Origin of the sequence: Streptomyces sp. NPDC014006 (genome assembly GCF_043088925.1) — a bacterium.
Lineage (GTDB): Bacteria > Actinomycetota > Actinomycetes > Streptomycetales > Streptomycetaceae > Streptomyces.
In genome coordinates this window covers 441,926-464,418 of the sequence record NZ_JBICAJ010000007.1, presented here as the reverse complement: position 1 = coordinate 464,418, position 22,493 = coordinate 441,926, and the positions used below count along the sequence as shown (strand labels likewise).

General features: G+C 72.0%; 28 protein-coding genes and 1 pseudogene. 18 read left to right on the top strand and 11 right to left on the bottom strand.

Annotated features, from left to right (window positions below):
* The first annotated feature begins 117 nt into the window (after positions 1–117).
* The 3 genes from ACF1GV_RS25575 (at position 118) to ACF1GV_RS25565 (ending at position 1,670) form a co-directional block, all read left to right on the top strand.
* Positions 118–963 carry a sulfurtransferase gene (locus ACF1GV_RS25575; protein WP_391684984.1) on the top strand — a complete coding sequence of 282 codons (846 nt, stop codon included), beginning with the start codon at positions 118–120 and terminating at the stop codon, positions 961–963.
* A 51-nt stretch (positions 964–1,014) separates the two neighbouring features.
* Complete coding sequence (locus ACF1GV_RS25570; RefSeq protein ID WP_007382995.1) at positions 1,015–1,302, top strand: DUF1416 domain-containing protein; 288 nt, start codon at positions 1,015–1,017, stop codon at positions 1,300–1,302.
* Positions 1,303–1,409: 107 nt separating this feature from the next.
* Entirely contained in the window at positions 1,410–1,670 is a 261-nt protein-coding gene (locus ACF1GV_RS25565; protein WP_391684982.1) for a DUF3099 domain-containing protein, read from the top strand.
* A gap of 21 nt (positions 1,671–1,691) precedes the next feature.
* Here the strand turns inward: ACF1GV_RS25565 and ACF1GV_RS25560 are convergent, their stop codons facing one another.
* Entirely contained in the window at positions 1,692–2,054 is a 363-nt protein-coding gene (locus tag ACF1GV_RS25560; protein WP_391684980.1) for a DsrE family protein, read from the bottom strand.
* A gap of 47 nt (positions 2,055–2,101) precedes the next feature.
* Between ACF1GV_RS25560 and ACF1GV_RS25555 the strand changes: the two genes are divergently transcribed.
* The 4 genes from ACF1GV_RS25555 to ACF1GV_RS25540 all read left to right on the top strand — a co-directional run bounded on the left by ACF1GV_RS25555 (position 2,102) and on the right by ACF1GV_RS25540 (position 4,803).
* Positions 2,102–2,521, top strand: a complete 420-nt coding sequence (locus ACF1GV_RS25555; protein WP_391684978.1) for a hypothetical protein — start codon at positions 2,102–2,104, stop codon at positions 2,519–2,521.
* A gap of 235 nt (positions 2,522–2,756) precedes the next feature.
* Positions 2,757–3,332 carry an FABP family protein gene (locus ACF1GV_RS25550; protein WP_363263651.1) on the top strand — a complete coding sequence of 192 codons (576 nt, stop codon included), beginning with the start codon at positions 2,757–2,759 and terminating at the stop codon, positions 3,330–3,332.
* A gap of 45 nt (positions 3,333–3,377) precedes the next feature.
* Positions 3,378–3,821, top strand: a complete 444-nt coding sequence (locus ACF1GV_RS25545) for a Fur family transcriptional regulator (RefSeq protein WP_391684976.1) — start codon at positions 3,378–3,380, stop codon at positions 3,819–3,821.
* A gap of 16 nt (positions 3,822–3,837) precedes the next feature.
* A complete protein-coding gene (locus ACF1GV_RS25540) occupies positions 3,838–4,803 on the top strand; it encodes a YgfZ/GcvT domain-containing protein (RefSeq protein WP_391684974.1) in 966 nt (321 codons plus the stop codon).
* 57 nt (positions 4,804–4,860) lie between these two features.
* Here the strand turns inward: ACF1GV_RS25540 and dtd are convergent, their stop codons facing one another.
* Entirely contained in the window at positions 4,861–5,286 is a 426-nt protein-coding gene (gene dtd, locus ACF1GV_RS25535; RefSeq protein WP_363263647.1) for a D-aminoacyl-tRNA deacylase, read from the bottom strand.
* A 175-nt stretch (positions 5,287–5,461) separates the two neighbouring features.
* Between dtd and ACF1GV_RS25530 the strand changes: the two genes are divergently transcribed.
* Entirely contained in the window at positions 5,462–6,100 is a 639-nt protein-coding gene (locus ACF1GV_RS25530; protein ID WP_391684972.1) for an aerial mycelium formation protein, read from the top strand.
* Positions 6,101–6,465: 365 nt separating this feature from the next.
* The gene (locus ACF1GV_RS25525) at positions 6,466–7,722 is read left to right on the top strand and encodes a GNAT family N-acetyltransferase (RefSeq protein WP_391684970.1); all 1,257 of its coding nucleotides are present in this window, start codon (positions 6,466–6,468) and stop codon (positions 7,720–7,722) included.
* A 15-nt stretch (positions 7,723–7,737) separates the two neighbouring features.
* Here the strand turns inward: ACF1GV_RS25525 and ACF1GV_RS25520 are convergent, their stop codons facing one another.
* On the bottom strand, positions 7,738–7,923 hold the full coding sequence (locus ACF1GV_RS25520; protein WP_391684968.1) for a hypothetical protein: 186 nt from the start codon (positions 7,921–7,923) through the stop codon (positions 7,738–7,740).
* 24 nt (positions 7,924–7,947) lie between these two features.
* Here ACF1GV_RS25520 and ACF1GV_RS25515 point away from each other — a divergent pair, with 24 nt between their 5' ends.
* The gene (locus ACF1GV_RS25515; protein WP_391684966.1) at positions 7,948–8,703 is read left to right on the top strand and encodes an HAD family hydrolase; all 756 of its coding nucleotides are present in this window, start codon (positions 7,948–7,950) and stop codon (positions 8,701–8,703) included.
* Positions 8,700–8,966, top strand: a complete 267-nt coding sequence (locus ACF1GV_RS25510; RefSeq protein WP_391684964.1) for a hypothetical protein — start codon at positions 8,700–8,702, stop codon at positions 8,964–8,966. Before ACF1GV_RS25515 ends, ACF1GV_RS25510 begins: the two co-directional genes overlap by 4 nt.
* Here ACF1GV_RS25510 and ACF1GV_RS25505 read toward each other — a convergent pair.
* Positions 8,932–9,417, bottom strand: a pseudogene (locus ACF1GV_RS25505) (NAD(P)-dependent oxidoreductase); the annotation flags it as partial. The gene ACF1GV_RS25510 and the pseudogene ACF1GV_RS25505 overlap by 35 nt on opposite strands.
* A 358-nt stretch (positions 9,418–9,775) precedes the next feature.
* Here ACF1GV_RS25505 and ACF1GV_RS25500 point away from each other — a divergent pair.
* The 3 genes from ACF1GV_RS25500 (at position 9,776) to ACF1GV_RS25490 (ending at position 11,364) form a co-directional block, all read left to right on the top strand.
* Complete coding sequence (locus ACF1GV_RS25500; RefSeq protein WP_391684962.1) at positions 9,776–10,240, top strand: helix-turn-helix domain-containing protein; 465 nt, start codon at positions 9,776–9,778, stop codon at positions 10,238–10,240.
* 77 nt (positions 10,241–10,317) lie between these two features.
* Positions 10,318–10,923: a hypothetical protein gene (locus ACF1GV_RS25495; RefSeq protein WP_391684960.1), complete on the top strand. Its 606-nt coding sequence runs from the start codon at positions 10,318–10,320 to the stop codon at positions 10,921–10,923.
* Positions 10,924–11,037: 114 nt separating this feature from the next.
* Entirely contained in the window at positions 11,038–11,364 is a 327-nt protein-coding gene (locus tag ACF1GV_RS25490) for a DUF2516 family protein (protein ID WP_391685111.1), read from the top strand.
* Between the two features lie 57 nt (positions 11,365–11,421).
* Here the strand turns inward: ACF1GV_RS25490 and ACF1GV_RS25485 are convergent, their stop codons facing one another.
* From ACF1GV_RS25485 to ACF1GV_RS25475, 3 genes are all read right to left on the bottom strand, one after another.
* Positions 11,422–12,741 carry a PP2C family protein-serine/threonine phosphatase gene (locus tag ACF1GV_RS25485; RefSeq protein ID WP_391684958.1) on the bottom strand — a complete coding sequence of 440 codons (1,320 nt, stop codon included), beginning with the start codon at positions 12,739–12,741 and terminating at the stop codon, positions 11,422–11,424.
* Between the two features lie 415 nt (positions 12,742–13,156).
* Entirely contained in the window at positions 13,157–14,230 is a 1,074-nt protein-coding gene (locus ACF1GV_RS25480; RefSeq protein WP_391684956.1) for an NlpC/P60 family protein, read from the bottom strand.
* A 248-nt stretch (positions 14,231–14,478) separates the two neighbouring features.
* Entirely contained in the window at positions 14,479–15,291 is an 813-nt protein-coding gene (locus ACF1GV_RS25475) for a class I SAM-dependent methyltransferase (RefSeq protein ID WP_391684954.1), read from the bottom strand.
* A gap of 465 nt (positions 15,292–15,756) precedes the next feature.
* On the opposite strand from ACF1GV_RS25475, the gene mshA reads away from it, so the two are divergent.
* Together mshA and ACF1GV_RS25465 are read left to right on the top strand one after the other, a co-directional pair.
* On the top strand, positions 15,757–17,094 hold the full coding sequence (mshA, locus tag ACF1GV_RS25470; RefSeq protein ID WP_391684952.1) for a D-inositol-3-phosphate glycosyltransferase: 1,338 nt from the start codon (positions 15,757–15,759) through the stop codon (positions 17,092–17,094).
* Positions 17,087–17,641: a YbjN domain-containing protein gene (locus ACF1GV_RS25465; RefSeq protein WP_391684950.1), complete on the top strand. Its 555-nt coding sequence runs from the start codon at positions 17,087–17,089 to the stop codon at positions 17,639–17,641. Before mshA ends, ACF1GV_RS25465 begins: the two co-directional genes overlap by 8 nt.
* A gap of 21 nt (positions 17,642–17,662) precedes the next feature.
* Here the strand turns inward: ACF1GV_RS25465 and ACF1GV_RS25460 are convergent, their stop codons facing one another.
* The 3 genes from ACF1GV_RS25460 to ACF1GV_RS25450 form a co-directional block, all read right to left on the bottom strand.
* Positions 17,663–18,220 (bottom strand): hypothetical protein, encoded by a 558-nt coding sequence (locus ACF1GV_RS25460; protein ID WP_391684948.1) that lies wholly within the window; start codon positions 18,218–18,220, stop codon positions 17,663–17,665.
* A gap of 61 nt (positions 18,221–18,281) precedes the next feature.
* On the bottom strand, positions 18,282–18,938 hold the full coding sequence (locus ACF1GV_RS25455) for a class I SAM-dependent methyltransferase (RefSeq protein ID WP_391684946.1): 657 nt from the start codon (positions 18,936–18,938) through the stop codon (positions 18,282–18,284).
* A 28-nt stretch (positions 18,939–18,966) separates the two neighbouring features.
* Complete coding sequence (locus ACF1GV_RS25450) at positions 18,967–19,767, bottom strand: AraC family transcriptional regulator (protein ID WP_391684944.1); 801 nt, start codon at positions 19,765–19,767, stop codon at positions 18,967–18,969.
* Positions 19,768–19,823: 56 nt separating this feature from the next.
* Between ACF1GV_RS25450 and ACF1GV_RS25445 the strand changes: the two genes are divergently transcribed.
* On the top strand, positions 19,824–20,312 hold the full coding sequence (locus tag ACF1GV_RS25445; protein ID WP_391685109.1) for a DUF2000 family protein: 489 nt from the start codon (positions 19,824–19,826) through the stop codon (positions 20,310–20,312).
* Here ACF1GV_RS25445 and ACF1GV_RS25440 read toward each other — a convergent pair.
* A complete protein-coding gene (locus ACF1GV_RS25440; RefSeq protein WP_391684942.1) occupies positions 20,287–21,549 on the bottom strand; it encodes an MDR family MFS transporter in 1,263 nt (420 codons plus the stop codon). The two genes, ACF1GV_RS25445 and ACF1GV_RS25440, sit on opposite strands and share 26 nt — an antisense overlap.
* A gap of 156 nt (positions 21,550–21,705) precedes the next feature.
* Between ACF1GV_RS25440 and ACF1GV_RS25435 the strand changes: the two genes are divergently transcribed.
* Positions 21,706–22,467 carry a phosphoglyceromutase gene (locus ACF1GV_RS25435; protein ID WP_391684940.1) on the top strand — a complete coding sequence of 254 codons (762 nt, stop codon included), beginning with the start codon at positions 21,706–21,708 and terminating at the stop codon, positions 22,465–22,467.
* Positions 22,468–22,493: the final 26 nt, after the last annotated feature.

Sequence of the window (22,493 nt, the reverse complement as noted above, 5' to 3'; positions counted from 1 at the left end):
GCCCGGCCTCCGCATCCCTCACCGCCCAGCCCCTGGGCACCCGTGCGCCGCCGCCTCGGCCTGCGCACGCCCTGATCTGTCGCACGCCCCGCCGCACCTGCCCCGGAGGAGAAAAGCATGAGCCGCAGCGACGTCCTGGTAGACGCCGACTGGGTCGAGCAGCACCTGGACGACCCCAAGGTCGTCATCGTCGAGGTCGACGAGGACACCACGGCGTACGAGAAGAACCACATCAAGAACGCCATCCGCATCGACTGGAAGCAGGACCTGCAGGACCCGGTCCGTCGCGACTTCGTCAACCAGGAGCAGTTCGAGCAGCTGCTGTCCGAGCGCGGTATCGCCAACGACGACACCGTCGTCCTCTACGGCGGCAACAACAACTGGTTCGCGTCCTACGCCTACTGGTACTTCAAGCTCTACGGCCACCAGGACGTCAAGCTCCTGGACGGCGGCCGCAAGAAGTGGGAGCTGGACGCCCGCGAGCTGGTCGCCGGCGACGAGGTCCCCGAGCGCGCCAAGACCGAGTACAAGGCCAAGGCCCAGGATGCCTCCATCCGCGCCTTCCGCGACGAGGTCGTCGCCGCCATCGGCAGCCAGAACCTGGTCGACGTCCGCTCGCCCGACGAGTTCTCCGGCAAGCTGCTCGCCCCCGCGCACCTGCCGCAGGAGCAGTCGCAGCGTCCGGGCCACGTCCCGTCCGCCAGGAACATCCCGTGGTCGAAGTCGGCGAACGACGACGGCACCTTCAAGTCCGACGAGGAACTGAAGGAGCTGTACGAGGCCGAGGGCGTGGACCTGTCGAAGGACACCATCGCCTACTGCCGCATCGGTGAGCGCTCCGCGCACACCTGGTTCGTCCTGCACGAGCTGCTGGGCCAGGAGAACGTCAAGAACTACGACGGTTCCTGGACCGAGTACGGCTCCCTCGTCGGCGTGCCGATCGAGCTCGGCAGCGGCAAGTAACCCCTCATCCGACCGACCTTCTGGTCAGACCCCCCCTCGTAGGAGAAAGACATGTGTGGAGCGAAGGCCGGCGGCCCGGACGCCTCGACGATCAAGCCCGGTGAGACCACCATCCAGGGCCAGGTGACCCGCGACGGCGAGCCGGTGGTGGGCTACGTGCGCCTGCTCGACTCGACCGGTGAGTTCACCGCGGAGGTCCCGACCTCCGCCACGGGGCAGTTCCGCTTCTACGCGGCCGAAGGCACCTGGACCGTCCGCGCTCTCGTGCCCGGCGGCACCGCCGACCGCACGGTCGTCGCCCAGCAGGGCGGGCTGGCCGAGGTCGCCATCGCCGTCTGAGGCGACGCGGGCGCCACAGCCGCGCCGTGAGTGACCGAAGGGCCGCACCCCCCGGGTTGGACGCCTGGGGTGCGGCCCTTCGGCGTGCCCCGATCTACGCTGGAGGCATGTACGCACGGCGACGTCACGTGTACTTCGCCATGATGGGGACGTGCCTGTTCCTCTTCGTCATGGCGTGGGGGTTCGTGCGCCTGTGGTCGGTGCCGGCGGCTGTGGGCATGTGCGTGTTCGCCATGGTCATCCCGCCGGTCGCGGCGATGGTCGCCAACCGGCGCGGCCCCGAGGACCGCTGGTGGGACGACCCCTCCGGCGATCCGAAGTCCGACGAGTGGTGGGACGAGCTGGACGGCAGGAAACGCCCGCGCTAGCCGGGCGCGTCAGCCGTGCGGTCAGTAGACCAGCGCCTGCGTGTCCTCGCCCAGCGCCTCCTGCACGAACACCTGCGCGCCGGCGATCCGTACGCCCTCGATGACGTCGTTCTCAGTGATGTCCCGCCGGGCCGCGCACTGGGTGCACAGGGTCAGCCGGCCGGCCGCCAGGATCGAGTCGATGAGGTCCGGCAGCGGAGCCGCGTGCGGCAGCTCGAAGTCGGCGGCCCGCCCCGGCAGGGCGAACCAGGCGGACTCACCGGTCAGCCACACCGACACCTCCACCCCGCTGGCCACGGCCACCGCCGCGACGGTGAACGCCTGTGAGCAGCGCTCCGGGGCGTCGGCCCCCGCCGTCACCTTGATCACGAGTTTCTTCGCCATGACGGAATCGTAATCAACGTGCCTGCAACTGCTTGGCATGACCATGAGTGCCCTGTCGGGGCGCGGATCGGAAGCCGCGCTTCACGTTCTTTGGGGGGACGGAGTGGAAGCGCGGCACGGCCGCGTCGGCGCCGCGGAGCCGGTCTTTCCGCGGTGCCGTAGCCCTCGGCCTGATCGCCGGCACCTGTGTCGGATACCTGATCCGGGCCGACCGCGAGCCGACGGCGCTGCCGTCGCTGTCCCAGCCGGTGCTGCGCCAGGCGGGCGGCCCGGCGCCCGCGCCCCTGTCCGCCGCGCAGGACCGCAAGGTGAAGACCGACGGCGACCTGCGCAAGCTGCTGCTGCAGGCGCCGGGCGGTGCCAAGGACCTCGGCAAGGGCGCCGTCGTGATCCAGTCCCGCAAGGGCGGCGCGGCGGCCGTGCCGTTCCAGCAGACGGTCGTCCTGCACAGCCAGCTGCTGACCTGAATCCCGCGGGGGACCCCGTCAGGAGGTACCTCACAAAGAGGGTCCGGCTCCGGCCGCGTAAGCTGGGGCCCGGCCCCGTACCGCCCACTTGCGCTCACAAGGAGCACCCCGTGGAGATCTTCTTCGAAACCCTGCTGGTCCTGGTCTGCGTCGGCGTTCTCGCCTTCGCCTACCTGACCGTGAAGAAGCTGTACCAGGGCCAGCGCTGACCCACTCTCCAGGAAAGCCGCCGAACATGATCGAGATCCCGTCCGACCTGCACAAGGACCTTGTCCCGCTCGCCTTCCTGCTCGGCAACTGGGCGGGTGCCGGCGTGCACGACTTCCCCGGCTCCGAAAAGTGCAACTTCGGCCAGGAGGTCAGCTTCACCCACGACGGCCGGGACTTCCTCGAGTACCACTCCCGCACCTGGGTCCTGGACAACGAGGGCAACAAGGTGCGGCCGCTGGAGACCGAGTCCGGCTTCTGGCGGATCGACGCCGAGCGCAAGGTTGAGGTCACGATGACCCGCGACGACGGTGTCATCGAGGTCTGGTACGGCGAGATGGCCGACAAGAAGCCGCAGATCGACCTGGTCACGGACGCCGTCGCGCGTACGGCCGCCTCCCGCCCCTACACCGGCGGCAAGCGCCTGTACGGCTACGTCAAGAGTGACCTGATGTGGGTCGGCGAGAAGCAGACCCCCGAGGTCGAGCTGCGCCCCTACATGTCGGCGCAGCTGAAGAAGGTCGTCACCCCCGAGGAGGTCGAGCGCTGGGCGAAGGCTCTGCCGCAGGACCTCCCGGACGACGGGATCGCCTTCTTCAAGTAGTCACGCCCCACGTGGTCCCGCGCGCGTGGTTCTAGACTCGTGGGTGTGGTGAGCACCGACTGGAAGACGGACCTGCGGCAGCGCGGCTACCGGCTGACGCCGCAGCGCCAGCTTGTCCTCGAAGCCGTGGACACCCTTGAGCACGCGACCCCCGACGACATCCTCGCCGAAGTGCGGAAGACGGCGTCGGGGGTCAACATTTCCACCGTCTACCGCACGCTGGAGCTGCTGGAGGAGCTGGGCCTGGTCAGCCACGCGCACCTGGGGCACGGGGCGCCGACGTACCACCTGGCCGACCGGCACCACCACATCCACCTGGTCTGCCGGGACTGCACCAACGTCATCGAGGCCGATCTGTCGGTGGCCGCCGAGTTCACCGCCAAGCTGCGCGAGCAGTTCGGTTTCGACACCGACATGAAGCACTTCGCGATCTTCGGCCGGTGCAAGGACTGCTCCGCGGACCAGCAGCTCAAGGGTTCAAGTACCTAGTCGTAGGCTTGACGCCATGAAGAGCCCCCTGCTGTCCCTGCCTGGCGCCGTCCCCGCCGAGGGGCTGGACGAAGGCGTCGCTGCCCACTACGGCGACCTGTTCCGCGAGCAGCGTGCCCTCGCCGACGGCACCGGTTTCGTCGACCTCTCGCACCGCGGTGTCGTCACCGTCTCCGGTGAGGACCGGCTCGCCTGGCTGCACCTGCTGCTCACCCAGCACGTCAGCGAGCTGCCCGTGGGCGAGGCCACCGAGGCGCTGATCCTGTCCGCGCACGGCCACATCGAGCACGCCCTGTACCTGGTGGACGACGGCACCACCGCCTGGGCGCACGTCGAGCCCGGCACCGCGGGCGCGCTGATCGCGTACCTGGAGTCGATGAAGTTCTTCTACAAGGTGGAGGTCGCCGACCGCACCGAGGACTTCGCCGTCGTCCACCTGCCCGCCGGATCCATCGCCGAGGTCCCCGAAAACGTCGTCGTGCGCGAGACGGCGTACGGCCGTGACCTGTTCCTGCCCCGGGAGCGGCTGGAGTCCTTCGCCGAGCAGGCCGGGCCGCCGGCCGGGATCCTGGCGTACGAGGCGCTGCGCGTCGAGCACCACCGGCCCCGCCTGGGCTTCGAGACCGACCACCGCACGATCCCGCACGAGCTGGGCTGGATCGGCAGCGCCGTGCACCTGCAGAAGGGCTGCTACCGCGGTCAGGAGACCGTCGCCCGGGTGCACAACCTGGGCAAGCCGCCGCGCCGGCTGGTCTTCCTGCACCTGGACGGCAGCGAGGTCCATCTGCCGACTCCGGGCACGGAGATCCGGCTCGCCACGGACGGCCCGGACGGCCGCAAGATCGGATTCGTGACGACGTCGGTGCGCCACCACGAGCTGGGCCCCATCGCGCTGGCCCTGGTCAAGCGGAACGTCCCGGTGGACGCCCCGCTGCTCGCCGGCACGACCGCCGCCGCCCAGGAGGCCGTCGTCGAGCCGTAGCCGGCCGGGCGTTGCCGGCCGGTGGTTGCCGGTCCGTGGTTGCCGGCCGGCCGGGACTCAGACCTCGATCAGGACGGTGAACGGGCCGTCGTTCGTCAGCGCCACCCGCATGTGCGCGCCGAAGCGGCCCGTCGCCACCGTCGCGCCGAGTTCGCGCAGCCGGGCGACCACCTCGTCCACCAGCGGCTCGGCGACGTCGCCTGGGGCGGCCGCGTTCCAGGTGGGGCGGCGGCCCTTGCGGGCGTCGCCGTACAGCGTGAACTGGCTGATGACGAGCAGCGGGGCGTCGATGTCGCTGCACGACTTCTCGTCGTGCAGCATCCGCACGCTCCACAGCTTGCGGGCCAGCTGGGCCGCCTTCTCCTTGGTGTCCTCGTGGGTGACGCCGACGAGGACGCACAGCCCCTCGCCCTTGATCTCGCCCACCGTCTCGCCGTCCACGACGACGCTCGCGCCGTCCACCCTCTGCACCACTGCACGCATACGACCATCATGCCGGGCCGCGGGACGGGCCCAGTGGCGGCCCTGGGGCCTTTCGGGGGCCTGTTTTTGGCCCCAATCCCGTCATGTGGGGCCGTTCGGGGGCACTCGGTCACATAGCGGCCACGCGGGGTGGCACGATGCAGGCACACGCCGGTCGAGGGGACGGTTGAGGCACATGAGCACACCGAGTACCGGGCAGCAGCCCGGGGCTGTCGCATCCGAGCCCGGGGCTGTCGCGCCCGCGCGCGGGGCGAGGACCACGGCCCCGCGTCCGCCCGCACAACGCACCGGCGACCCGGACGCGCAGCGCGCCGAAGGCGAGCGGGACCTGACCCTGCTGAGCCTGCCGGAGCTGCGGACCCTGCGCCGTGACGCCCAGCGCGACGAGGCGGACCTCAGTTATGTACGGCGGCTGTTGCAGGGGCGGATCGACATCCTGCGCGCGGAGCTGCTGCGGCGCGCCCCGGCGAGGGTGGTGGCCGTCGGGGAGCCGTCCGTCGTCGAGCGGCTCCCGGAGATCCTCACCGACGCCCCGGCCCGGCACCGCTCCTCCGCCCGCCACGTCACGGTGGGCCCCCCGCACAACGAGGAGTACGGGCTGCTGGCCGCCGAGATGCTCGCGGAGGTCGAACTGTCGGACCTGGGGGCCCGCACCGACGAGGAGCTGAACGAGGCCATGGCCCGCCTGGTGCGCTACGAACAGCAGGTCTCGCGCCGCCGCCAGCGGCTGCAGCGCACGGCGGACGACTGCAGCGCGGAGATCGCCCGGCGTTACCGTGACGGGGAAGCGCAGGTCGACGATCTTCTGATGTGACGTTCCACCGAGGCGGGGCCCGCAGCGGAAGGTGACGGTCCGTCCGTGGCCGTGGCCGGCACCTGCGCCCGCCCCTACGGGCCCCCGCAGTCGGCGCCGCACCGCGAGCGGACCGGCGTCGCGGTGTCGGCCTGGGCGCTGTAGGTGCTCAACGCGGCGTCGCCGGCCCGACCGCCCTGGCCTTCCCCCCCCGGTGTCCGGGTCTGGGCCGGGCGCGCCGTCTGCTCCCCATCGGCGCGCCGGCCTGCCCGGTCACCACGGGCTCGCGCTCGGGTCCTGGATCCACGTCAGCTGACGTGCGCCGTGGTGTTCCGGGGCGCGGAAAACCGCGCGACACCTCACCGCCGCACACCTACCGTGGGCCCATGACCGACCGCAGCTCCGACATCGACGTACGGGCGATCACCGACGACGAGTTGGCCGACTGGCAACGGGCCCTGGACACCGGCTTCTTGACGCCGCCGGACATCACCCCGGAGATCCTCGAGGCACGGCGGAGGCGGTTCGTGCCGGGGCGGCTGCTGGGGGCGTTCGACGCGGGCCGCTGTGTGGCCACGTTCCGGTCCTTCGCGCAGGAGGTCACGGCCGTCGGCGGTACGCCGGTGCGGGCCGACGCGATCACCAACGTCACCGTCAGCGCCACGCACCGCCGGCGCGGCCTGCTCACCCGGATGATGACCCGGGACCTGGCGGCGGCGAAGGAACGCGGTGACGTCGTGGCGACGCTGATCGCCGCCGAGTACCCGATCTACGGCCGCTACGGCTTCGGCGCGGCCACCACGGTCGCCGAGTGGACGATCGACGTGCCGCGCACCGGGCTCGACCCGCGCTGGGCGGGCCCGGATGACGGCGGACGTGTCGACCTCGTGTACGGCGAGGACGTCCGCAAGCTCGGCCCCGAGCTGCACGAGCGGCTGCGCCGCACCCAGCCGGGCGTCGTCAGCCGGGACGAGCTGTGGTGGCAGCTGCACACGGGCGCGGTGCGCTTCCACGCCACGTGGAAGGAGCCCTTCTACGCCGTCTACCGCTCGGCGGGCGGCGAGGTCGAGGGGCTGGTGACGTACGAGTGCGACGACACCTGGGGGGACGCCAAGCAGCCGCTGAACACGGCGACGGTGCGGCGGCTGATCGCGACGACCCCGGCCGCCGAGCGCGCGCTGTGGCGCTATCTGTGCTCCATCGACTGGATCGTGAAGGTCAAGAGCGGCGGGCGGGCCCCCGATGACCTGCTCCCGCATCTGCTGCCGGACCCGAGGTCGGCCGCGATCACCACGCTGGCGGACTGGCTGTGGGTGCGGCTGCTGGACGTCGTGGAAGCGCTTCGGGCGCGCACGTACGAGGGGACCGGTGCGCTGGTGCTCGACGTCGTCGACCGGCAGGGTCTGGCGGGTGGACGGTACCTGCTGGACGCCTCCCCGCAGGGCGCGTCGGTGGAGCCGACCTCGCGGGCGGCCGATCTCACGCTGGACGTGGGCGAGTTGGCCTCGCTGTGGCTGGGGGACGCTTCGGCGGTGCGGCTGGCGGCGCTGGGCCGCGTGCGGGAAGAACGAGCGGGCGCCGCCCATGTGGCCGACGGCCTGCTGCGTACGTCCCGGCGGCCGTGGTGCCCGGACGTGTTCTGAGATCCGGTCCGGTGCTCACGAGCTGAGCGCGGGGCCGGCGACCAGCAGCGCGAGCACCACGGCGCCGGCCGAGCTGAGGGCCGGCCTGCGGGCCTTGATGCCGACGCTGAGCAGGACCAGGCCGACGGCTCCGGCGGCCGGCGCGACGCGGCGTTCGTGGAGGAATCCCCAGAAGTGGTTCGACGCCCTCTGGGAAACCATCACCAGGGACCTGACACTCTCCTCGTGACTTCTGATACGACGCAGACGGAAGCGGTACCGGAAGAGACCGGATGGCTGCGTGACAAGGCCGCCCGGGCGCAGGTGGTGCTGTGGGACTTCGACGGGCCGCTCTGCCGGCTCTTCGCCTCCCGTCCCGCCCGGCAGGTGGCGGCCGAACTGGTCGACTGGCTGGCGCGGCAGGGCCTCACCGGCCTGCTCGACGACGCCGAGCGCGCGTCGCCCGACCCGCACATGGTGCTCCGCGCGGTGGACCGCCGTCACCCTCGCAGCGACCTGGTCGCCCACCTCGAGGAGCGGCTCACCCGGGAGGAGCTGAAGGCCGCCGCGTCGGCGATGCCGACACCGTGGGCCGACCCCCTCATCCGCACCTGGACGGCTGTGGGGCCCCGCATGGCCGTCACCAGCAACAACTCGCCCCAGGCGATCACCTCCTACCTCGCCGGCCGCGGCCTGCTGCCCTGCTTCGCCCCCCACGTCTACGGCCGCACCCGGGACCTGCACCTGCTCAAGCCGGACCCGCACAGCCTCGAGCGGGCCCTGAGTGACCTGGGCGCGGCCCCCGGCGACGCCCTGATGATCGGCGACTCCCCCTCCGACCACCACGCCGCCACCGCCGCCGGCGTGCCCTTCCTCGGATATGCCCGCAACGCCCACGAGGCGGCGCTGCTGGCCGAGGCCGGTGTCACCCGGGTGCTCGACTCGCTGCAGCCGCTGCTGACCGCGGTCCGGGCGCACGCCGCCGCAACCGGATCACCGTGATCGACTGGGAGCTCGCGCTGTTCGGCGACGCCCTGCACGACCTGGCGACCCACCTCGTCCGCAAGGGCTACGACAAGGACGAGCAGGCCCGGATGGCGGCGCCGTGGGCCGAGGCGATGACCGCGGCGGGCCGCACGGAACTGACCACCGCGCTCCAGAACGGCCTGGGCACCTACCTGGCCTTCGGCATACGCGCAGCCGGTCTGCCCGGGCGTCCTGCGACAGGGCCTAGCGGCGCGCAAGCAGATCCGTCACGCGGATGAAGCCGTCGCAGCCGTGGCCCAGGCCGATGACGCGTCGGGCCTGGCCTTCGATCACGCGCATCAGGCTCGCGTCGACGCCGTGCTCCTCGGAGGCGTGCACGACGTGGGGCATGGTGGAGGCGGCCGAGGTGATCGGGTTGATCTCGCCCGAGTAGGTGCCGTCGTCCGCGTCGCCGGCGAACCTCTCGAACAGCGGCGGAAGGATCGCCGCGATCCCCTGGGCGAAGGGCGCCAGCTCCCGCCCGCTGATGCCCTCCGCCCGGGCCACGGCAAGGGCGAGCGCGTAACCGCCCATGGCCGTCCAGAAGATGTCCAGCAACGCGATGTCGTAGGCGGCGGCCCGGCTCGCCTCCTCCCCGAGGTGGGTGTGCGTGCCGCCGAGGGCCGCCAGCACCGGCCGGTGCTCGTCGTACACCTCGCGCGGCCCGCTGTGCAGGAACACCGCGTCGATGGGGCGGGCGCTTGGGCCGGTGCCTTTCCTCGACGCGGGGTTCACCACCACCGTCTGGGACCGCACCCCCGGGCCGCGGCGCCGAGCTGCCGGCACGGGGGGTGCACGCCGCCGGCAGCGCACGCGACGCGGTCGCCGCGAGCATGGGGCCACCGCCGCCTGGACCGGCTCGCTCAGGTCCGCTGATCACGTCGTCCAGCCTCGGGGGAGCGCGCGGCGCTGCCAAGTACCCACAAAAAGTGGGTACGCGCCCCCGGTACGCCCCCTGTGGCGGGGTCGTGCCGCCGCTCCGACACGCCGTTGCACGCTTGCAAGCAGGATGCTTGCAATAGTTAGCGCGGTGCGGCAAGGTGGAGGCATGGCATCGCTCAACGTCGGCAATCTCGGTGAGTACCTGCGCGAGCAGCGGCGCAATGCGCAGCTGTCGCTCAGGCAGCTCGCGGAGGCCGCCGGGGTGTCCAATCCGTACCTGAGCCAGATCGAGCGCGGGCTGCGCAAGCCCAGCGCGGAGGTGCTCCAGCAGGTCGCCAAGGCGCTGCGGATCTCCGCCGAGACGCTGTACGTGCGCGCCGGCATCCTCGACGCGGAACGGGACGGGGAGGAGCGCTTCCGGGAAGGCGCGACCCGCGCGGCCCTCCTCGCCGACCCCTCGCTCAACGTGAAGCAGAAGCAGGTGCTGCTGCAGATCTACGAGTCGTTCCGCAAGGAGAACGGGTTCGGCGGCGCCGACGGCGCCGAGCCGGCCGGCCAGGGCGACGCCGAGGCGCACGACCCCCGCACGGTCGGCGGACACGACGCGGGACCGCAGCAGACGGCCGGTTGACCGGACCAGGGAGACCCGGCCGCCGGCTGCGGACCACACAGACCCTCATCCGAAAGAATTCCGGGAGGACCCTCACCATGGCCATCACCGACGACCTGCGCAAGACCCTCAGCGACCCGACCCCGCTCTACTTCGCCGCCGGTACCGCCGATCTGGCGCTGCAGCAGGCCAAGAAGGTGCCGGCCCTGGTCGAGCAGCTGCGCGAGCAGGCGCCGGCCCGCTTCGAGGCCGTCCGCAACACCGACCCCAAGGTCGTCCAGGAGCGGGCCACCGCCCGGGTCAAGGAGACGCAGGAGACCCTCCAGACCAAGGTCACCGAGTTCATCGGCTCCCTCGACGGCGACCTGAAGAAGATCGGCGAGAGCGCCCAGGACTTCGCCCTGCGCGGCGTCGGCGTGGCCGCCGAGTACGCCGTGAAGGCCCGTGAGGCCTACGAGAAGGTCGCCGAGCACGGCGAGCAGGCCGTGAAGACCTGGCGCGGTCAGGCCGCCGACGAGGTCGTGGACCTCGCGGTGGCCGTCGAGCCCGACCCCGAGCCGAAGGCCGCGCCGGTCGAGGTCAAGCCGGCCGGCACGGCGGTGCAGCCGTCGGCCGAGGAGTCGGCCGCGAAGAGGGCCGCGGCCCGCAAGGCCCCGGCCAAGAAGACGGCCACCGCGAAGAAGACGACCCCCGCCGCCGAGTAAGCGGAGTCACGGGCGGCAGTTCCGCGGGCCGGGCACCCTGGGGGTGTCCGGCCCGTTCTACGGGTACGGTGACCGCGTATCGACGAGCCGACTCAGGTGGTGGACGTTGTGCTGATGCAGGGTTTCGCGGGGTTCATGTGGCTGCTGTACCTCGCGATGCTGGCGATGGCAGTCGTGGCCTTCGTGATGGCCGCGCTGTTCCGTGAGGACGCCTACCGCGCCGCCGGCAAGCAGAACAAGGGCTTCTGGCTGATCATCCTCGGCATCGCGGTCGCGGTGAACCTGCTGGTGCCGATGCTCTTCCTCCAGCTCGCCGGCCTCGTCGCCTCCATCGTCTTCTTCGTCGACGCGCGCCCGGCCCTCCAGCAGGTCAGCCCCCGCCGCCGAGGCCGCGGCTCCAGCAGCGACGGCCCTTACGGCCCGTGGAACGGGGGGCGGTAGCCCCCACTCCCCGGGGCCCCGGGACTCCGGACGAGTCGGACTCCGGACGAGTCGGACTCAGGTGAGGCGGTCCAGCAGGACCACCGCCACGTCGTCGGTCAGCTCGCCGCCGTTCAGTTCCCGGGCCTCCGTGACCGCCCGCTGGATCAGAGCCTCACCGCGCAGGCCCTCGGCGTAGCGGCGGGCGACCATGTCGACCATGCCGTCCTGACCGAGCCGCTCGCGGCCCTCGCCGATCCGGCCCTCGATCAGGCCGTCGGTGTAGAGCATCAGACTCCACTCGGCGCCCAGGTCCACATGCATCCGCGGCCAGCGCGCACCCGGCAGCAGACCGAGCGCGGGGCCGTTGTTGTCGTACGGCAGCAGCCGTGGCCGGGCGCCGGGGCGCAGCAGCAGCGGGGACGGGTGGCCGGCCAGGCACAGGCCGGCGCGGCGGCCGTCCGGCGCGATGTCCACCGTGCACAGCGTGGCGAAGATCTCGTCGTCGCCGCGCTCGTGCTCCAGTACCTCCTGCAGCGTGCCCAGCAGCTCGTCGCCGCACAGCCCGGCCAGGGTCAGCGCCCGCCAGGCGATGCGCAGCTCCACGCCGAGCGCCGCCTCGTCCGGGCCGTGCCCGCAGACGTCGCCGATCATGGCGTGCACGGTGCCGTCCGGGGTGCGGACGGTGTCGTAGAAGTCCCCGCCGAGCAGCGCGCGCGAGCGGCCGGGGCGGTAGCGGGCGGCGAAGCGCAGCGAGGAGCCGTCCAGCAGCGGCGTGGGCAGCAGGCCCCGCTCGAGCCGGCGGTTCTCCTGGGCGCGCATCCGGCCCTCGGCGAGCTTGCGCTCGGCCGTGTCGGACCGCTTGCGCTCGACGGCGTAGCGGATCGCGCGGCTCAGCAGCCGCCCGTCCAGCTCGTCGCGGAACAGGTAGTCCTGCGCGCCGACGCGCACGGCCTCCGCACCGCGCTCGGCGTCGTTGGACGCGGTCAGCGCGAGCACGGCGTGCCGGGGCGCGAGCTGCAGTACGTGCTTGAGCACGGCCAGCTCGTCGTGGTCACCGTCGGCGTCGGCGGACCGGCCGGGCGCCGGGAGAGCGAGGTCCAGCAGGATGCAGTGGACGTCGTCGGTGAGCAGCCGCTCGGCCTCGGTGAGGTTGCGGGCGGTGCGCACGCGGATCGGCTTGCCGGCCGAGTCGAGCAGATCGGGCACGATCGGCGAACCGCCGGGATCATCCTCGATCAGCAGCAATGTGAGGTTGTGGTGGGTGGTGGCGGCGTTGTCGACCGTGGCTTCCTTGCGCGGGGTCTCTTCCTTGGAGGGGCCGCCTCCACGGGCGGCCGGCGCCTGACCACTCTCCACGGCCGGGATCGCCCTGGGCCGCGGTACGGGTACGGGCATTGTCTTGGGTTCCTTCCCTCCCCCCGAGGGCATGGTGGGCGAGGGGCCTCGATCCACCGACCGGGACCATAGCGGGTGGGAGCGCGGTAAAGGAATGGTGTGAGGCACGTCGCTCGGCAGGAGGCCGCCGTCATATGCCGCGATACCTACCGCAGTTGGACAGGCGGGACGCGGAACGGGGATGACGAACGTCACGTCGGCAGGGGTTTGGCCCCTTGATCGACGTGCGGTGGGTCACGTGACGCGCCTTACAGGGGCGTTGGCGCCCGTGCCGCAGGTCACGCAGCCACGCGGAGGGGGCCACTAGTGCCCCGCGGCGGACGCCGGGTGAGCCCGCGCGGCATCCGGTCGACTGGATGAGTCCACTCCCCGTGCCCCCACCCCATGCGCCCCCGTGCCCACTCCGACGTGTCGGCTACATGTCCGGTCGCACGACGCCCAGGATGGGCATCGTGCCCGCCCCGGTGAGGGTCACCGTGCGCCCCGGGCGCGGGGCGTGCACGACCGTGCCGTCGCCGACGTACATCCCGACATGGCTGGCGTCGCCGAAGTAGATGATCAGGTCGCCGGGCCGCATGTCCTTGATGTCGACGTGCTTGAGCTGTGCCCACTGCTCCTGCGAGGTGCGGGGGATGGGCTGCCCGGCGTGCGCCCAGGCCTGAGACGTCAGCCCGGAGCAGTCGAAGGTCCGCGGGCCCTCGGCGCCCCATTCGTACGGCTTGCCGATCTGGGCCGTCGCGAAGGCCACGGCCTGCCGGCCCCGCTCACTCGCGCCGGTCTTGACGTCCTTGAGTATCCCGGTGTCCAGCCAGGCGGTCTGCGCCTTGGCCGCGGCCTGCCGCTCCAGCTCGGCCAGACGCGCCTTCTCCTTCGCCTCCAGCTGGGACTCGAGCTTCTCGGCCTGCGAGACCTGCTGCGTGATCTTCTGCTTGGCCGCCTCCTTGGCCTTGCGGTTCACCTCCAGCTGCCGCCAGCGTTCGGCGGCGTCTGCGGCGTACTGCTTCAAGTCCTCCTGCGTGCGGGCCATTTCCGCGAGCATGCCCTTGGCGGCGCGCTGGCCCTGCATCAGCCGCCGGGTGCCGTCGAGGAACTGCTGCGGGTCGTCGCTGAGCACCAGCTGCGCCTCGGGCGGCAGTCCGCCCGTGCGGTACTGGGCGCGGGCCGCGGCGCCGGCCCGGTCCTTCAACTGGTCGAGGCGCTGCTGCCCTTGGGCGATCTTCTTGGTGAGCTCGACGATCTGCGCGGACTGCTGCTGCGACTTCTCCTCGGCAGCGTTGTAGGCGTCGGTGGCGACGGCCGCGTCGTGGTAGAGCTTCTCGAGCCGCTGACGGACGGCCTCCAGGTCCTTGCTCGCGGGTACGGCCGGCGAGGCGGAGGGCGTCGGGGTGGGGGAGGGGGCCGCGAAGGCCATGCCCGGTGCCGCCAGCACGGTGACGGCGCAGACCACGGTCACTGCCGCCGCGATCAGGCTGCGCTTGCCCGCTGCCATACCTCGTCCCCCAAATCTGATTTACCGTCAGTAACTTATCGGTGCCGCAGGGATCGTGCCATGCCCGTGCGGAAAGCGACAGAGGCAGTGCTTCCTGGCCCCCGAGCCCCGCATGGTCCGGCCCCCCAGCCGGCTGAGACGATCTCCCTGCCCGTTCGACGTACGGCCCCCGGAGATCGTTCCACCCGCCGCGAGACTCACCCGATCAAGCGACGCGCCCCAACGGAACGCAGGTCACAGGCGCGGCATCAGTGACGGGGGGCCAAGGCCGCCCAGGCCAGCGTCACTTCGCCCTGCCGCCACCGCACCGGCCCGTCCACGACCGGCCAGTCGGCAGTGAGGGAGCGCACCGTGCGGATCCAGCGCTGCCGGGCGCCGTAGGAGGCGTAAGGCGCGGCGGCCGCCCAGGCGCGGTCGAAGTCCCGCAGGAAGGCGTGCACGGGCTCACCGGGAACGTTGCGGTGGATGAGTGCCTTCGGCAGCCGCTCCGCGAGATCCGAAGGTCGCTCCAGCGAGCCCAGCCGGGTCGCGAAGGTGACCGTGCGCGGCCCCTCCGGCCCGAGCGCGACCCACACGTGCCGGCGCCCGATCTCGTCGCAGGTCCCCTCCACCAGCAGCCCGCCGCCGAAACCGCCGTCGGCCGGGGCGAGCCGCGCGCACAGCCGCCGCCACACGTCGGCGACCTCGTCCTCGTCGTACTGCCGCAGCACATTGGCGGCACGGATCAGCGCGGGCCGCCCGGGCACCGGCACCTCGAACCCGCCGTGCCGGAAGACCAGCCCCTCCCGCTCGTACGGCAGTGCGGCCGCGACCCGGGCCGGCTCGATCTCCACCCCGACGACACGCACGCGTGGCGCGACCGTCCGCAGCCGCGTCAGCAACTCCACCGCGGTCCACGGCGCGGCGCCGTACCCCAGGTCGACAGCGACGGGATCCACGACCCGTCGCAGCTCGGCCCCGTGCACGGCCGCGATCCACCGGTCCATCCGCCGCAACCGATTCGGATTGGTCGTCCCCCGCGTGACGGTGCCCACAGGACGGGTCGACGCACGGGAACTCATACGTACGAGGGTATGCGCTCGGCCCGTACGCCCAGCGTTGCGTGGTGCCGGTGCGGTGCAGGCCGGGGGTGGGTGCGCTCACCGGGGGAGAGCTTGGGGGAGGCGCGACTGCCCGCCGCTATGCCAGTCGATGGTGCGCGCCACGGCGTTGGTGCAGTCCCCGACCCACCACGAACCGCAGGCGCGACACCAGCCACCCACCCACCGCAACGGGCCGCCGCAGGCACAAAAGGGGCGCGGGGAACTGCGCGACCAGCCACCACGCACCCGCACAAGCACCCGCGACCAGCCACAACGAACGCCGCACCTGAAAGACGGCCCCCCGACCCCCCGACGCCCCCACCCCCCACCCGGTTCACCCGAACCCGGTAACGCCCAGGCAAAATCCACCCCGCAGGAATGGGAACCCGCCCCCCGATGTTCCCCCCTCGGAGGACCATGCCCGCCCGCAAGGAGGATCGCCACGTGAGCCACTACGTCAGCAGGCTCGGGCGTCGCTCCCCGTCCGCCGCCGCACGGCTCAGACTGCACCGCAGGCCCCGCCGCGTGGCCATGCTCTCCGTGCACACCTCCCCGCTCCACCAGCCCGGCACCGGCGACGCCGGCGGCATGAACGTCTACATCGTCGAGCTCGCGCAGCGCCTCGCCGCGATCAACATCGAGGTCGAGATCTTCACGCGCGCCACCACCCGCGGCCTCGAACCCACCGTGCAGCTCGCCCCCGGCGTCCTCGTGCGGCACATCGACGCCGGCCCCTACGAGGGCCTCGCCAAGGAGGACCTGCCCGCCCAGCTCTGCGCCTTCACGCACGGCGTCATGCAGGCCTGGGCCGGCCACCGCCCCGGCTACTACGACCTCGTCCACTCCCACTACTGGCTCTCCGGCCACGTCGGCTGGCTCGCCGCCCAGCGCTGGGGCGTCCCCCTGGTGCACGCCATGCACACCATGGCCAAGGTGAAGAACGCCAACCTCGCCGACGGCGACACCCCCGAGCCCGCCGCCCGTGTGATCGGCGAGACCCAGATCGTCTCCGCCGCCGACCGGCTCATCGCGAACACGGCCGAGGAGGCCGACGAGCTGGTCCACCACTACGCCGCCGACCTCGGCAAGGTCGCCGTCGTCCACCCCGGCGTCAACCTCGGCCGCTTCCGCCCCGCCGACGGCCGCGCCGCCGCCCGCGCCCGCCTCGGCCTGCCCCAGGACGCCCTGATCCCGCTGTTCGCCGGCCGCATCCAGCCCCTGAAGGCCCCCGACATCCTGCTGCGCGCGGTCGCCGCCCTCCTCGACGAGCGCCCTGACCTGCGCTCCCGCATCCTCGTGCCCGTCGTCGGCGGCCCCAGCGGCAGCGGCCTCGCCAAGCCCGAGGGGCTGCAGAAGCTCGCCGCGCGCCTCGGCGTCGCCGACGTCGTACGGTTCCGCCCGCCCGTCGGTCAGGAGCAGCTCGCCGACTGGTTCCGGGCCGCGTCCGTGCTGGTGGTGCCGTCCTACAGCGAGTCCTTCGGCCTGGTCGCCATAGAGGCGCAGGCCACCGGCACGCCGGTGCTCGCCGCGTCCGTCGGCGGCCTGCCGGTCGCGGTGCGGGACGGCGAGACCGGCTTCCTGGTGCAGGGGCACGACCCGGCGGCGTACGCGCGCGTACTGGAGCGCTTCGCCGACGACCCGCAGCTCACCCCGCGCCTCGGCGGGGCCGCCGCCCGGCATGCCCAGTCCTTCGGCTGGGACACCGCGGCCGCCGCCACCGCCGACGTGTACACGGCAGCGCTGCAGGCCCACCGCCGTCGCGTACGCTCGCACCATGGGTGACGCACACAAGGCGACAGATGCAGACAAGGCAGCTGGTGCACGCAATGCGGCCGAGGCACACAAGGCGGCGGCGCAGGTCGTCGAGGACGCCCTGAAGGACGCGGAACTGGAGTGGGAGAGCCCCGAGCCCGGCCACTTCGTCGTCAAGCTCCCCGGCACCCGCAAGCTGTCCACGACGGTCTCGCTGATCGTCGGCCGCCACTCCCTGTCACTGAACGCCTTCGTCGTACGCCATCCGGACGAGAACGAGTCCGGCGTCCACCGCTGGCTGCTGGAGCGCAACCTCAAGCTGTACGGCGTCGGTTACGCGGTCGACGGCCACGGCGACGTGTACGTCACCGGACGGCTGCCGCTGGCCTGCGTGACCCCCGACGAGATCGACCGCCTCCTGGGCCAGGTCCTGGAGGCGGCCGACGGGGCGTTCAACACGCTGCTGGAGCTGGGTTTCGCCTCCGCGATCCGCAAGGAGTACGCCTGGCGGGTGTCCCGCGGCGAGTCCACCCGCAACCTGGAGGCGTTCGCCCACCTCACGCAGCGAGCGGAGTGACCACGCAGCGACCGGAGTGACCTACTTGGTCTTCTCGGGCTTGGGCTTGTCGAGCTCATCGGCGAGCGCGCGCAGCGCGTCCGCCAGGTCCTTCTTCGTCGGCAACTGATCGACCTTGCGGTTCAGTTCGTCGATCTTGCGGTTCAGCTCGTCCAGGTCGACCGGGGCCGACGGCGTGGGGCTCGGCGGGTTGGTGTCCGGCGGCGGCGTCGGGTCGGGCGAGGACGTCGGGCTCGGGTCGCCGTCTCCACCGCCGACGCTCAAACCGCCGGTACCGCCGTCGCCACCCCCGTCCACGCTGCCGCCGTCCACGCCACCGGAACCGCTGACGGAACCGCCGTCCACGCCACCGGAGTCGGTCCCGCCGGAGTCGACGCCGACGCTGTCGCCCCCGGAGGTGTCCGCAGGAGTGCTGTACGACGCGGTGGGCGGGGTCGAGCCGCCGTCGCCGTCGGCGGCGAGGGCTGCGCCGACGGCGAGCGTGACCAGGGCCGCCGCCCCGGCGACGGCGGTGGTGACCCGACGGGCGCGCCGGGATGTGGGCGTGGAGGATGTGCGGGTGTCCTGTGTGTCATCCATGGCCGGAACGTTATCCGAACACACGTCCGGAAGCGGTGCTTCCGTCGATCTGGCCGGACCCTCAACTCCCCGTGTCCGGGAAGAGGTTGCCGTGCAGCACGTGGTAGCCGACGAAGGTGAACATGCGCCGCCCGGGCGGTAACACCCCCGGCTCCCCGGTGAACCGGTGCTCGCCGACGCCGTAGGGAATGTCCGCGCCGGAGACCCACACAGGGTCGAAGCCACGCTTTTCCAGCCATGCGCACACGTTCGTCTCGTGGTGCCGCGTCCGCGTCCACACCACCGTGCCGCCCCTGCGGCACAGTTGCGTGCAGTGGTCGAGGGTGCGCTCGATGTCGGTGTCGGTGAGGTTGCCGAGCACCCCGCACAGCAGCACCAGATCGGCCGGGGCGTAGGCGGTGTAGTGGTCGGTCAGCGCCGCGTCCCCGCACACCACGTCGACCCCGTCCAGACCGGCGGCCGCGGCCGCCGCGCGCGCGAACAGCACGTTGCGTTCGTCCAGTTCGACCAGGCGCGCCCGTATGTCGGCCCGCCGGGGGTGCCGGGCCAGTACGCCGATGAGGTCCCGCCCCTGCCCGGCACAGAGGCTGACGGCCGTGAGCGGACCCGGCGGCGCTTCGTCGAGTGCGTGCCGGACCCGCTTCTGGACGAGGGCGAGACGGCGGCCGAGATAGGAGTCGGGTACGTCGTACGCGTCGTGCCACGCATGCCAGTCCATGAGCGCAGACTACGGAAGGGTGCGGCGTTCAACCATGGCGCAAAATGGCGTATTTACCCGGCGCAACTCCCACCAACTTCCGGAAATGGCGCGTCAGATGAGCCTGGTCGTAGAACCCGGCGGTGGCCGCGACCGCGCTGGCCGGCTGCCCCTCCAGCAGCAGCCGCCGCGCCCGCTCCACCCGCCGGGACGTCAGGTACTGGTGCGGCGCGATGCCGTAGGCACCGCTGAACGCGCGTACGAGGTGGGCGGGATGGGCCTGCACCACCCGGGCCGCCTCCTCCAGGGTGATGCCTTCGGGCACGCGCGCGTCGAGCAGTTCGCGCAGCCGGCGGGCGAGCACCGGGTCGGGGCGACGCGCCTCGGTCTCCAGCCGGGGTCGCAGATGGGCGCGCAGCCGGTCGGCGACGAGGGTCAGCCGGCTCTCCGCCTCCAGCTCCTCGCCGGGCCGGGCGAGCGCCGTGTGCACCTGGCCCACCCGCCGCCGCAGCAGCGGATCGCGCAGGTCGGGGGAGTCCGCAGCCGCCCCGATCAGGTCCTCGCCGAGTCGGGAGGAGTCGAGGTAGAGGACCCGCTTGCGAAAGCCGTCCGCGGTGGCGGGGGCGCCGTTGTGCGCGACGTGCGGCGGCAGCAGGGACACCGTGTCGCGCAGCGTGCCGTGCTCGTGCCGCTCGATGTCGTAGCGCACCGCGCCGTCGTCGACGATCAGCAGCGTCCACGCGGCGTGCACGTGCATCGGGTAGGCGTACTCGGTGAAGTGCGCGTGGAAGACCTCGACGACCCCGGGGACGCGGGGCCGCCACGCGGACACCTCACGCTGCGCGGCCATGCAAAGAACGTACAAGACGGGCCCGTACGACGTCGGCGAGTCTCATGCCCATGCCCATGAACGACGCCGAACCGACGCGCCCCGACAACAGCTCCGACAGCCACTCCGACACCGGCGCCGACTCCGGCTCCGGCGTCCGCTTCGACACCAAGATCGCCGTCCTGCTCCGCGGGGACCTGGAGTCCTGGCAACGCCTGAACGTCACCGCCTTCCTGGTCAGCGGCCTCGGCACACGGCTCCCCGAGGTGCTCGGGGAGCCGTACGAGGACGCCGACGGGGTGGACTACCTGCCGATGTTCCGCCAGCCGGTGCTGGTCTTCGAGGGAACGAAGGAAACCCTGACGGCGGCCCACGCGCGCGTGCTCTCCCGCGCGCTGCCGCGGGCGGTCTTCACCAGCGACCTGTTCACGACGGGCAACGACCGCGACAACCGGGCGGCGGTCCGCGCGGTGCCGACGGCCGAGCTGGACCTGGTGGGGCTGGCGGTCTACGGGCCGCGCAACGCGGTGGACAAGGTGCTCAAGGGGTCGCGGATGCATCCCTGACCTGGACGGCGGGCGCGGGCGCCGGTTCCTCGCGCGGCAGGCGCCGCATGAGGACGGCGTACCCCGTGCCCGCCACCGTACCGACGACCGCGGTGATCGCCCACAGCCACACCGGCCCGAACCGGTCGATGACCGCACCGGACATCAGCGGCGCGACCAGCGCGGCCACGGACCACGACAGCGTGTACATGCCCTGGTAGCGCCCCCGCCCGTGCACCGGTGACAGCCGTACGACGAGACCGGTCTGCGTCGGCGCGTTGACGATCTCGGCGAGGGTCCACACGCAGACCGTGAGCGCGAAGACGCCGACCGACCCGGCGAAGGCGGTGAGCCCGAAACCGTACCCCGCGAGCAGCGAGGAGGCGACGAGCAGCCGCCGCGGGTCGCGGTGCTCGATGAAGCGAGTGACCGGGATCTGCAGTACGACGATGAGGACGCCGTTGACAGCGATGGCGAGCCCGTAGTCGGCGGGCGTGAAGCCGGCCGTGCCCATGGCGACGGGCAGGCCGACCGAGCCCTGCTGGAAGATCAGCGCGACGAGGAAGGACAGCCCGACGACACCCATGAACCGCCCGTCACGCAGTACGGTCCCGAGGCCGACGTCGGGCGCCTTCGGTGCGTCGACGCTCTGCACGGGCCGCGACTCGGGCAGCTTGAGGAAGACGACGATCGCGCACACCAGCGTCATCCCCGCCTCGATGAGGAAGCCGGCCCGATAGCTGACCTCGGCGATGAAACCGGCGGCCATGGAGGAGACGGCGAAGCCGAGGTTGATCGCCCAGTAGTTCAGCGAGAACGCCCGCACCCGGTCCTCGGGCCGCACGATGTCGGCCATCATCGCCTGCACCGCGGGCCGGGAGGCGTTGGAGGCCATCCCGACGAGGAAGGCGACGGCGGCGATGGCGACGGGATCGCTCATGAAGCCGAGCAGGGCGACGGAGGCGGCCGTGGCGGTCTGCGCGATGAGCAGGGTGGGCCGCCGCCCGAGCCGGTCGGCCATGACCCCGCCGGCGAGCGAGGAGACGACGCCGCCCAGCCCGTGCAGGGAGGCGACGAGGCCGGCGTAGGAGGCGGAGTAGCCGCGGTCGAGGGTGAGGTACAGGGCCATGAAGGTGGCCACGAAGGCGCCGAGCCGGTTGACCAGGGTGCTGGTCCACAGCCACCAGAAGGCGCGGGGCAGCCCCGCGACGGACTCCCGGGCGGCACGTCTGAGGTCGGACAGTGCGGCAGACGGCATGGCGGAGATCCCCCCGAGGGATGTAAGCGGCGCAACAGGTAACCGCAACTTACAAAGCCGATGCCGGGGAAACCACTCGATTAACAAACCCCGTCAAGTGTCCGCGGTACGAGAGCCCACGCCGCCGCCCAGGAGCCTTCGATTACGCTCGTCCTCATGGCCGACGCACCGTACAAGCTGATCCTCCTCCGCCACGGCGAGAGCGAGTGGAACGAGAAGAACCTGTTCACCGGCTGGGTGGACGTCAACCTGACCGCGAAGGGCGAGAAGGAGGCGACGCGCGGCGGTGAGCTGCTCAAGGACGCCGGCCTGCTCCCCGACGTCGTCCACACCTCCCTCCAGAAGCGCGCCATCCGCACCGCCCAGCTCGCCCTGGAGTCGGCGGACCGCCACTGGATCCCGGTCCACCGCTCGTGGCGCCTGAACGAGCGCCACTACGGCGCCCTGCAGGGCAAGGACAAGGCGCAGACCCTCGCCGAGTTCGGCGAGGAGCAGTTCATGCTGTGGCGCCGCTCCTACGACACCCCGCCGCCGCCGCTGTCGGAGGACTCGGAGTTCTCCCAGGCGCACGACGCCCGCTACGCGACGATCCCGCCGGAGCTGCGCCCGGACACGGAGTGCCTCAAGGACGTCGTCATCCGCATGCTCCCGTACTGGTACGACGCGATCGTCCCCGACCTCCTGACCGGCCGCACGGTCCTGGTCGCGGCCCACGGCAACTCCCTGCGCGCCCTGGTCAAGCACCTGGACGGCGTCTCGGACGCCGACATCGCGGGCCTGAACATCCCGACCGGCATCCCCCTCTACTACGAGCTGGACGCCGACTTCAACCCGGTCACCCCGGGCGGCAAGTACCTCGACCCGGAGGCGGCCGCGGCGGCGATCGAGGCCGTGAAGAACCAGGGCAAGAAGAAGTAAGCGTTACCGATCACGCCCCCGACCTT

Coding starts and splice junctions, on each gene's coding strand:
- ACF1GV_RS25435 (WP_391684940.1), top strand. CDS start 21,706: ATGGCCGACGCACCGTACAAGCTGATCCTCCTCCGCCACGGCGAGAGC.
- ACF1GV_RS25465 (WP_391684950.1), top strand. CDS start 17,087: ATGGGTGACGCACACAAGGCGACAGATGCAGACAAGGCAGCTGGTGCA.
- ACF1GV_RS25490 (WP_391685111.1), top strand. CDS start 11,038: ATGCAGGGTTTCGCGGGGTTCATGTGGCTGCTGTACCTCGCGATGCTG.
- ACF1GV_RS25560 (WP_391684980.1), bottom strand. CDS start 2,054: ATGGCGAAGAAACTCGTGATCAAGGTGACGGCGGGGGCCGACGCCCCG.
- ACF1GV_RS25475 (WP_391684954.1), bottom strand. CDS start 15,291: ATGAGTTCCCGTGCGTCGACCCGTCCTGTGGGCACCGTCACGCGGGGG.
- ACF1GV_RS25500 (WP_391684962.1), top strand. CDS start 9,776: ATGGCATCGCTCAACGTCGGCAATCTCGGTGAGTACCTGCGCGAGCAG.
- ACF1GV_RS25440 (WP_391684942.1), bottom strand. CDS start 21,549: ATGCCGTCTGCCGCACTGTCCGACCTCAGACGTGCCGCCCGGGAGTCC.
- ACF1GV_RS25570 (WP_007382995.1), top strand. CDS start 1,015: ATGTGTGGAGCGAAGGCCGGCGGCCCGGACGCCTCGACGATCAAGCCC.
- ACF1GV_RS25445 (WP_391685109.1), top strand. CDS start 19,824: ATGAACGACGCCGAACCGACGCGCCCCGACAACAGCTCCGACAGCCAC.
- ACF1GV_RS25550 (WP_363263651.1), top strand. CDS start 2,757: ATGATCGAGATCCCGTCCGACCTGCACAAGGACCTTGTCCCGCTCGCC.
- ACF1GV_RS25525 (WP_391684970.1), top strand. CDS start 6,466: ATGACCGACCGCAGCTCCGACATCGACGTACGGGCGATCACCGACGAC.
- ACF1GV_RS25480 (WP_391684956.1), bottom strand. CDS start 14,230: ATGGCAGCGGGCAAGCGCAGCCTGATCGCGGCGGCAGTGACCGTGGTC.
- ACF1GV_RS25455 (WP_391684946.1), bottom strand. CDS start 18,938: ATGGACTGGCATGCGTGGCACGACGCGTACGACGTACCCGACTCCTAT.
- ACF1GV_RS25460 (WP_391684948.1), bottom strand. CDS start 18,220: ATGGATGACACACAGGACACCCGCACATCCTCCACGCCCACATCCCGG.
- dtd (WP_363263647.1), bottom strand. CDS start 5,286: ATGCGTGCAGTGGTGCAGAGGGTGGACGGCGCGAGCGTCGTCGTGGAC.
- ACF1GV_RS25530 (WP_391684972.1), top strand. CDS start 5,462: ATGAGCACACCGAGTACCGGGCAGCAGCCCGGGGCTGTCGCATCCGAG.
- ACF1GV_RS25540 (WP_391684974.1), top strand. CDS start 3,838: ATGAAGAGCCCCCTGCTGTCCCTGCCTGGCGCCGTCCCCGCCGAGGGG.
- ACF1GV_RS25575 (WP_391684984.1), top strand. CDS start 118: ATGAGCCGCAGCGACGTCCTGGTAGACGCCGACTGGGTCGAGCAGCAC.
- ACF1GV_RS25565 (WP_391684982.1), top strand. CDS start 1,410: ATGTACGCACGGCGACGTCACGTGTACTTCGCCATGATGGGGACGTGC.
- ACF1GV_RS25520 (WP_391684968.1), bottom strand. CDS start 7,923: ATGGTTTCCCAGAGGGCGTCGAACCACTTCTGGGGATTCCTCCACGAA.
- ACF1GV_RS25485 (WP_391684958.1), bottom strand. CDS start 12,741: ATGCCCGTACCCGTACCGCGGCCCAGGGCGATCCCGGCCGTGGAGAGT.
- ACF1GV_RS25450 (WP_391684944.1), bottom strand. CDS start 19,767: ATGGCCGCGCAGCGTGAGGTGTCCGCGTGGCGGCCCCGCGTCCCCGGG.
- ACF1GV_RS25495 (WP_391684960.1), top strand. CDS start 10,318: ATGGCCATCACCGACGACCTGCGCAAGACCCTCAGCGACCCGACCCCG.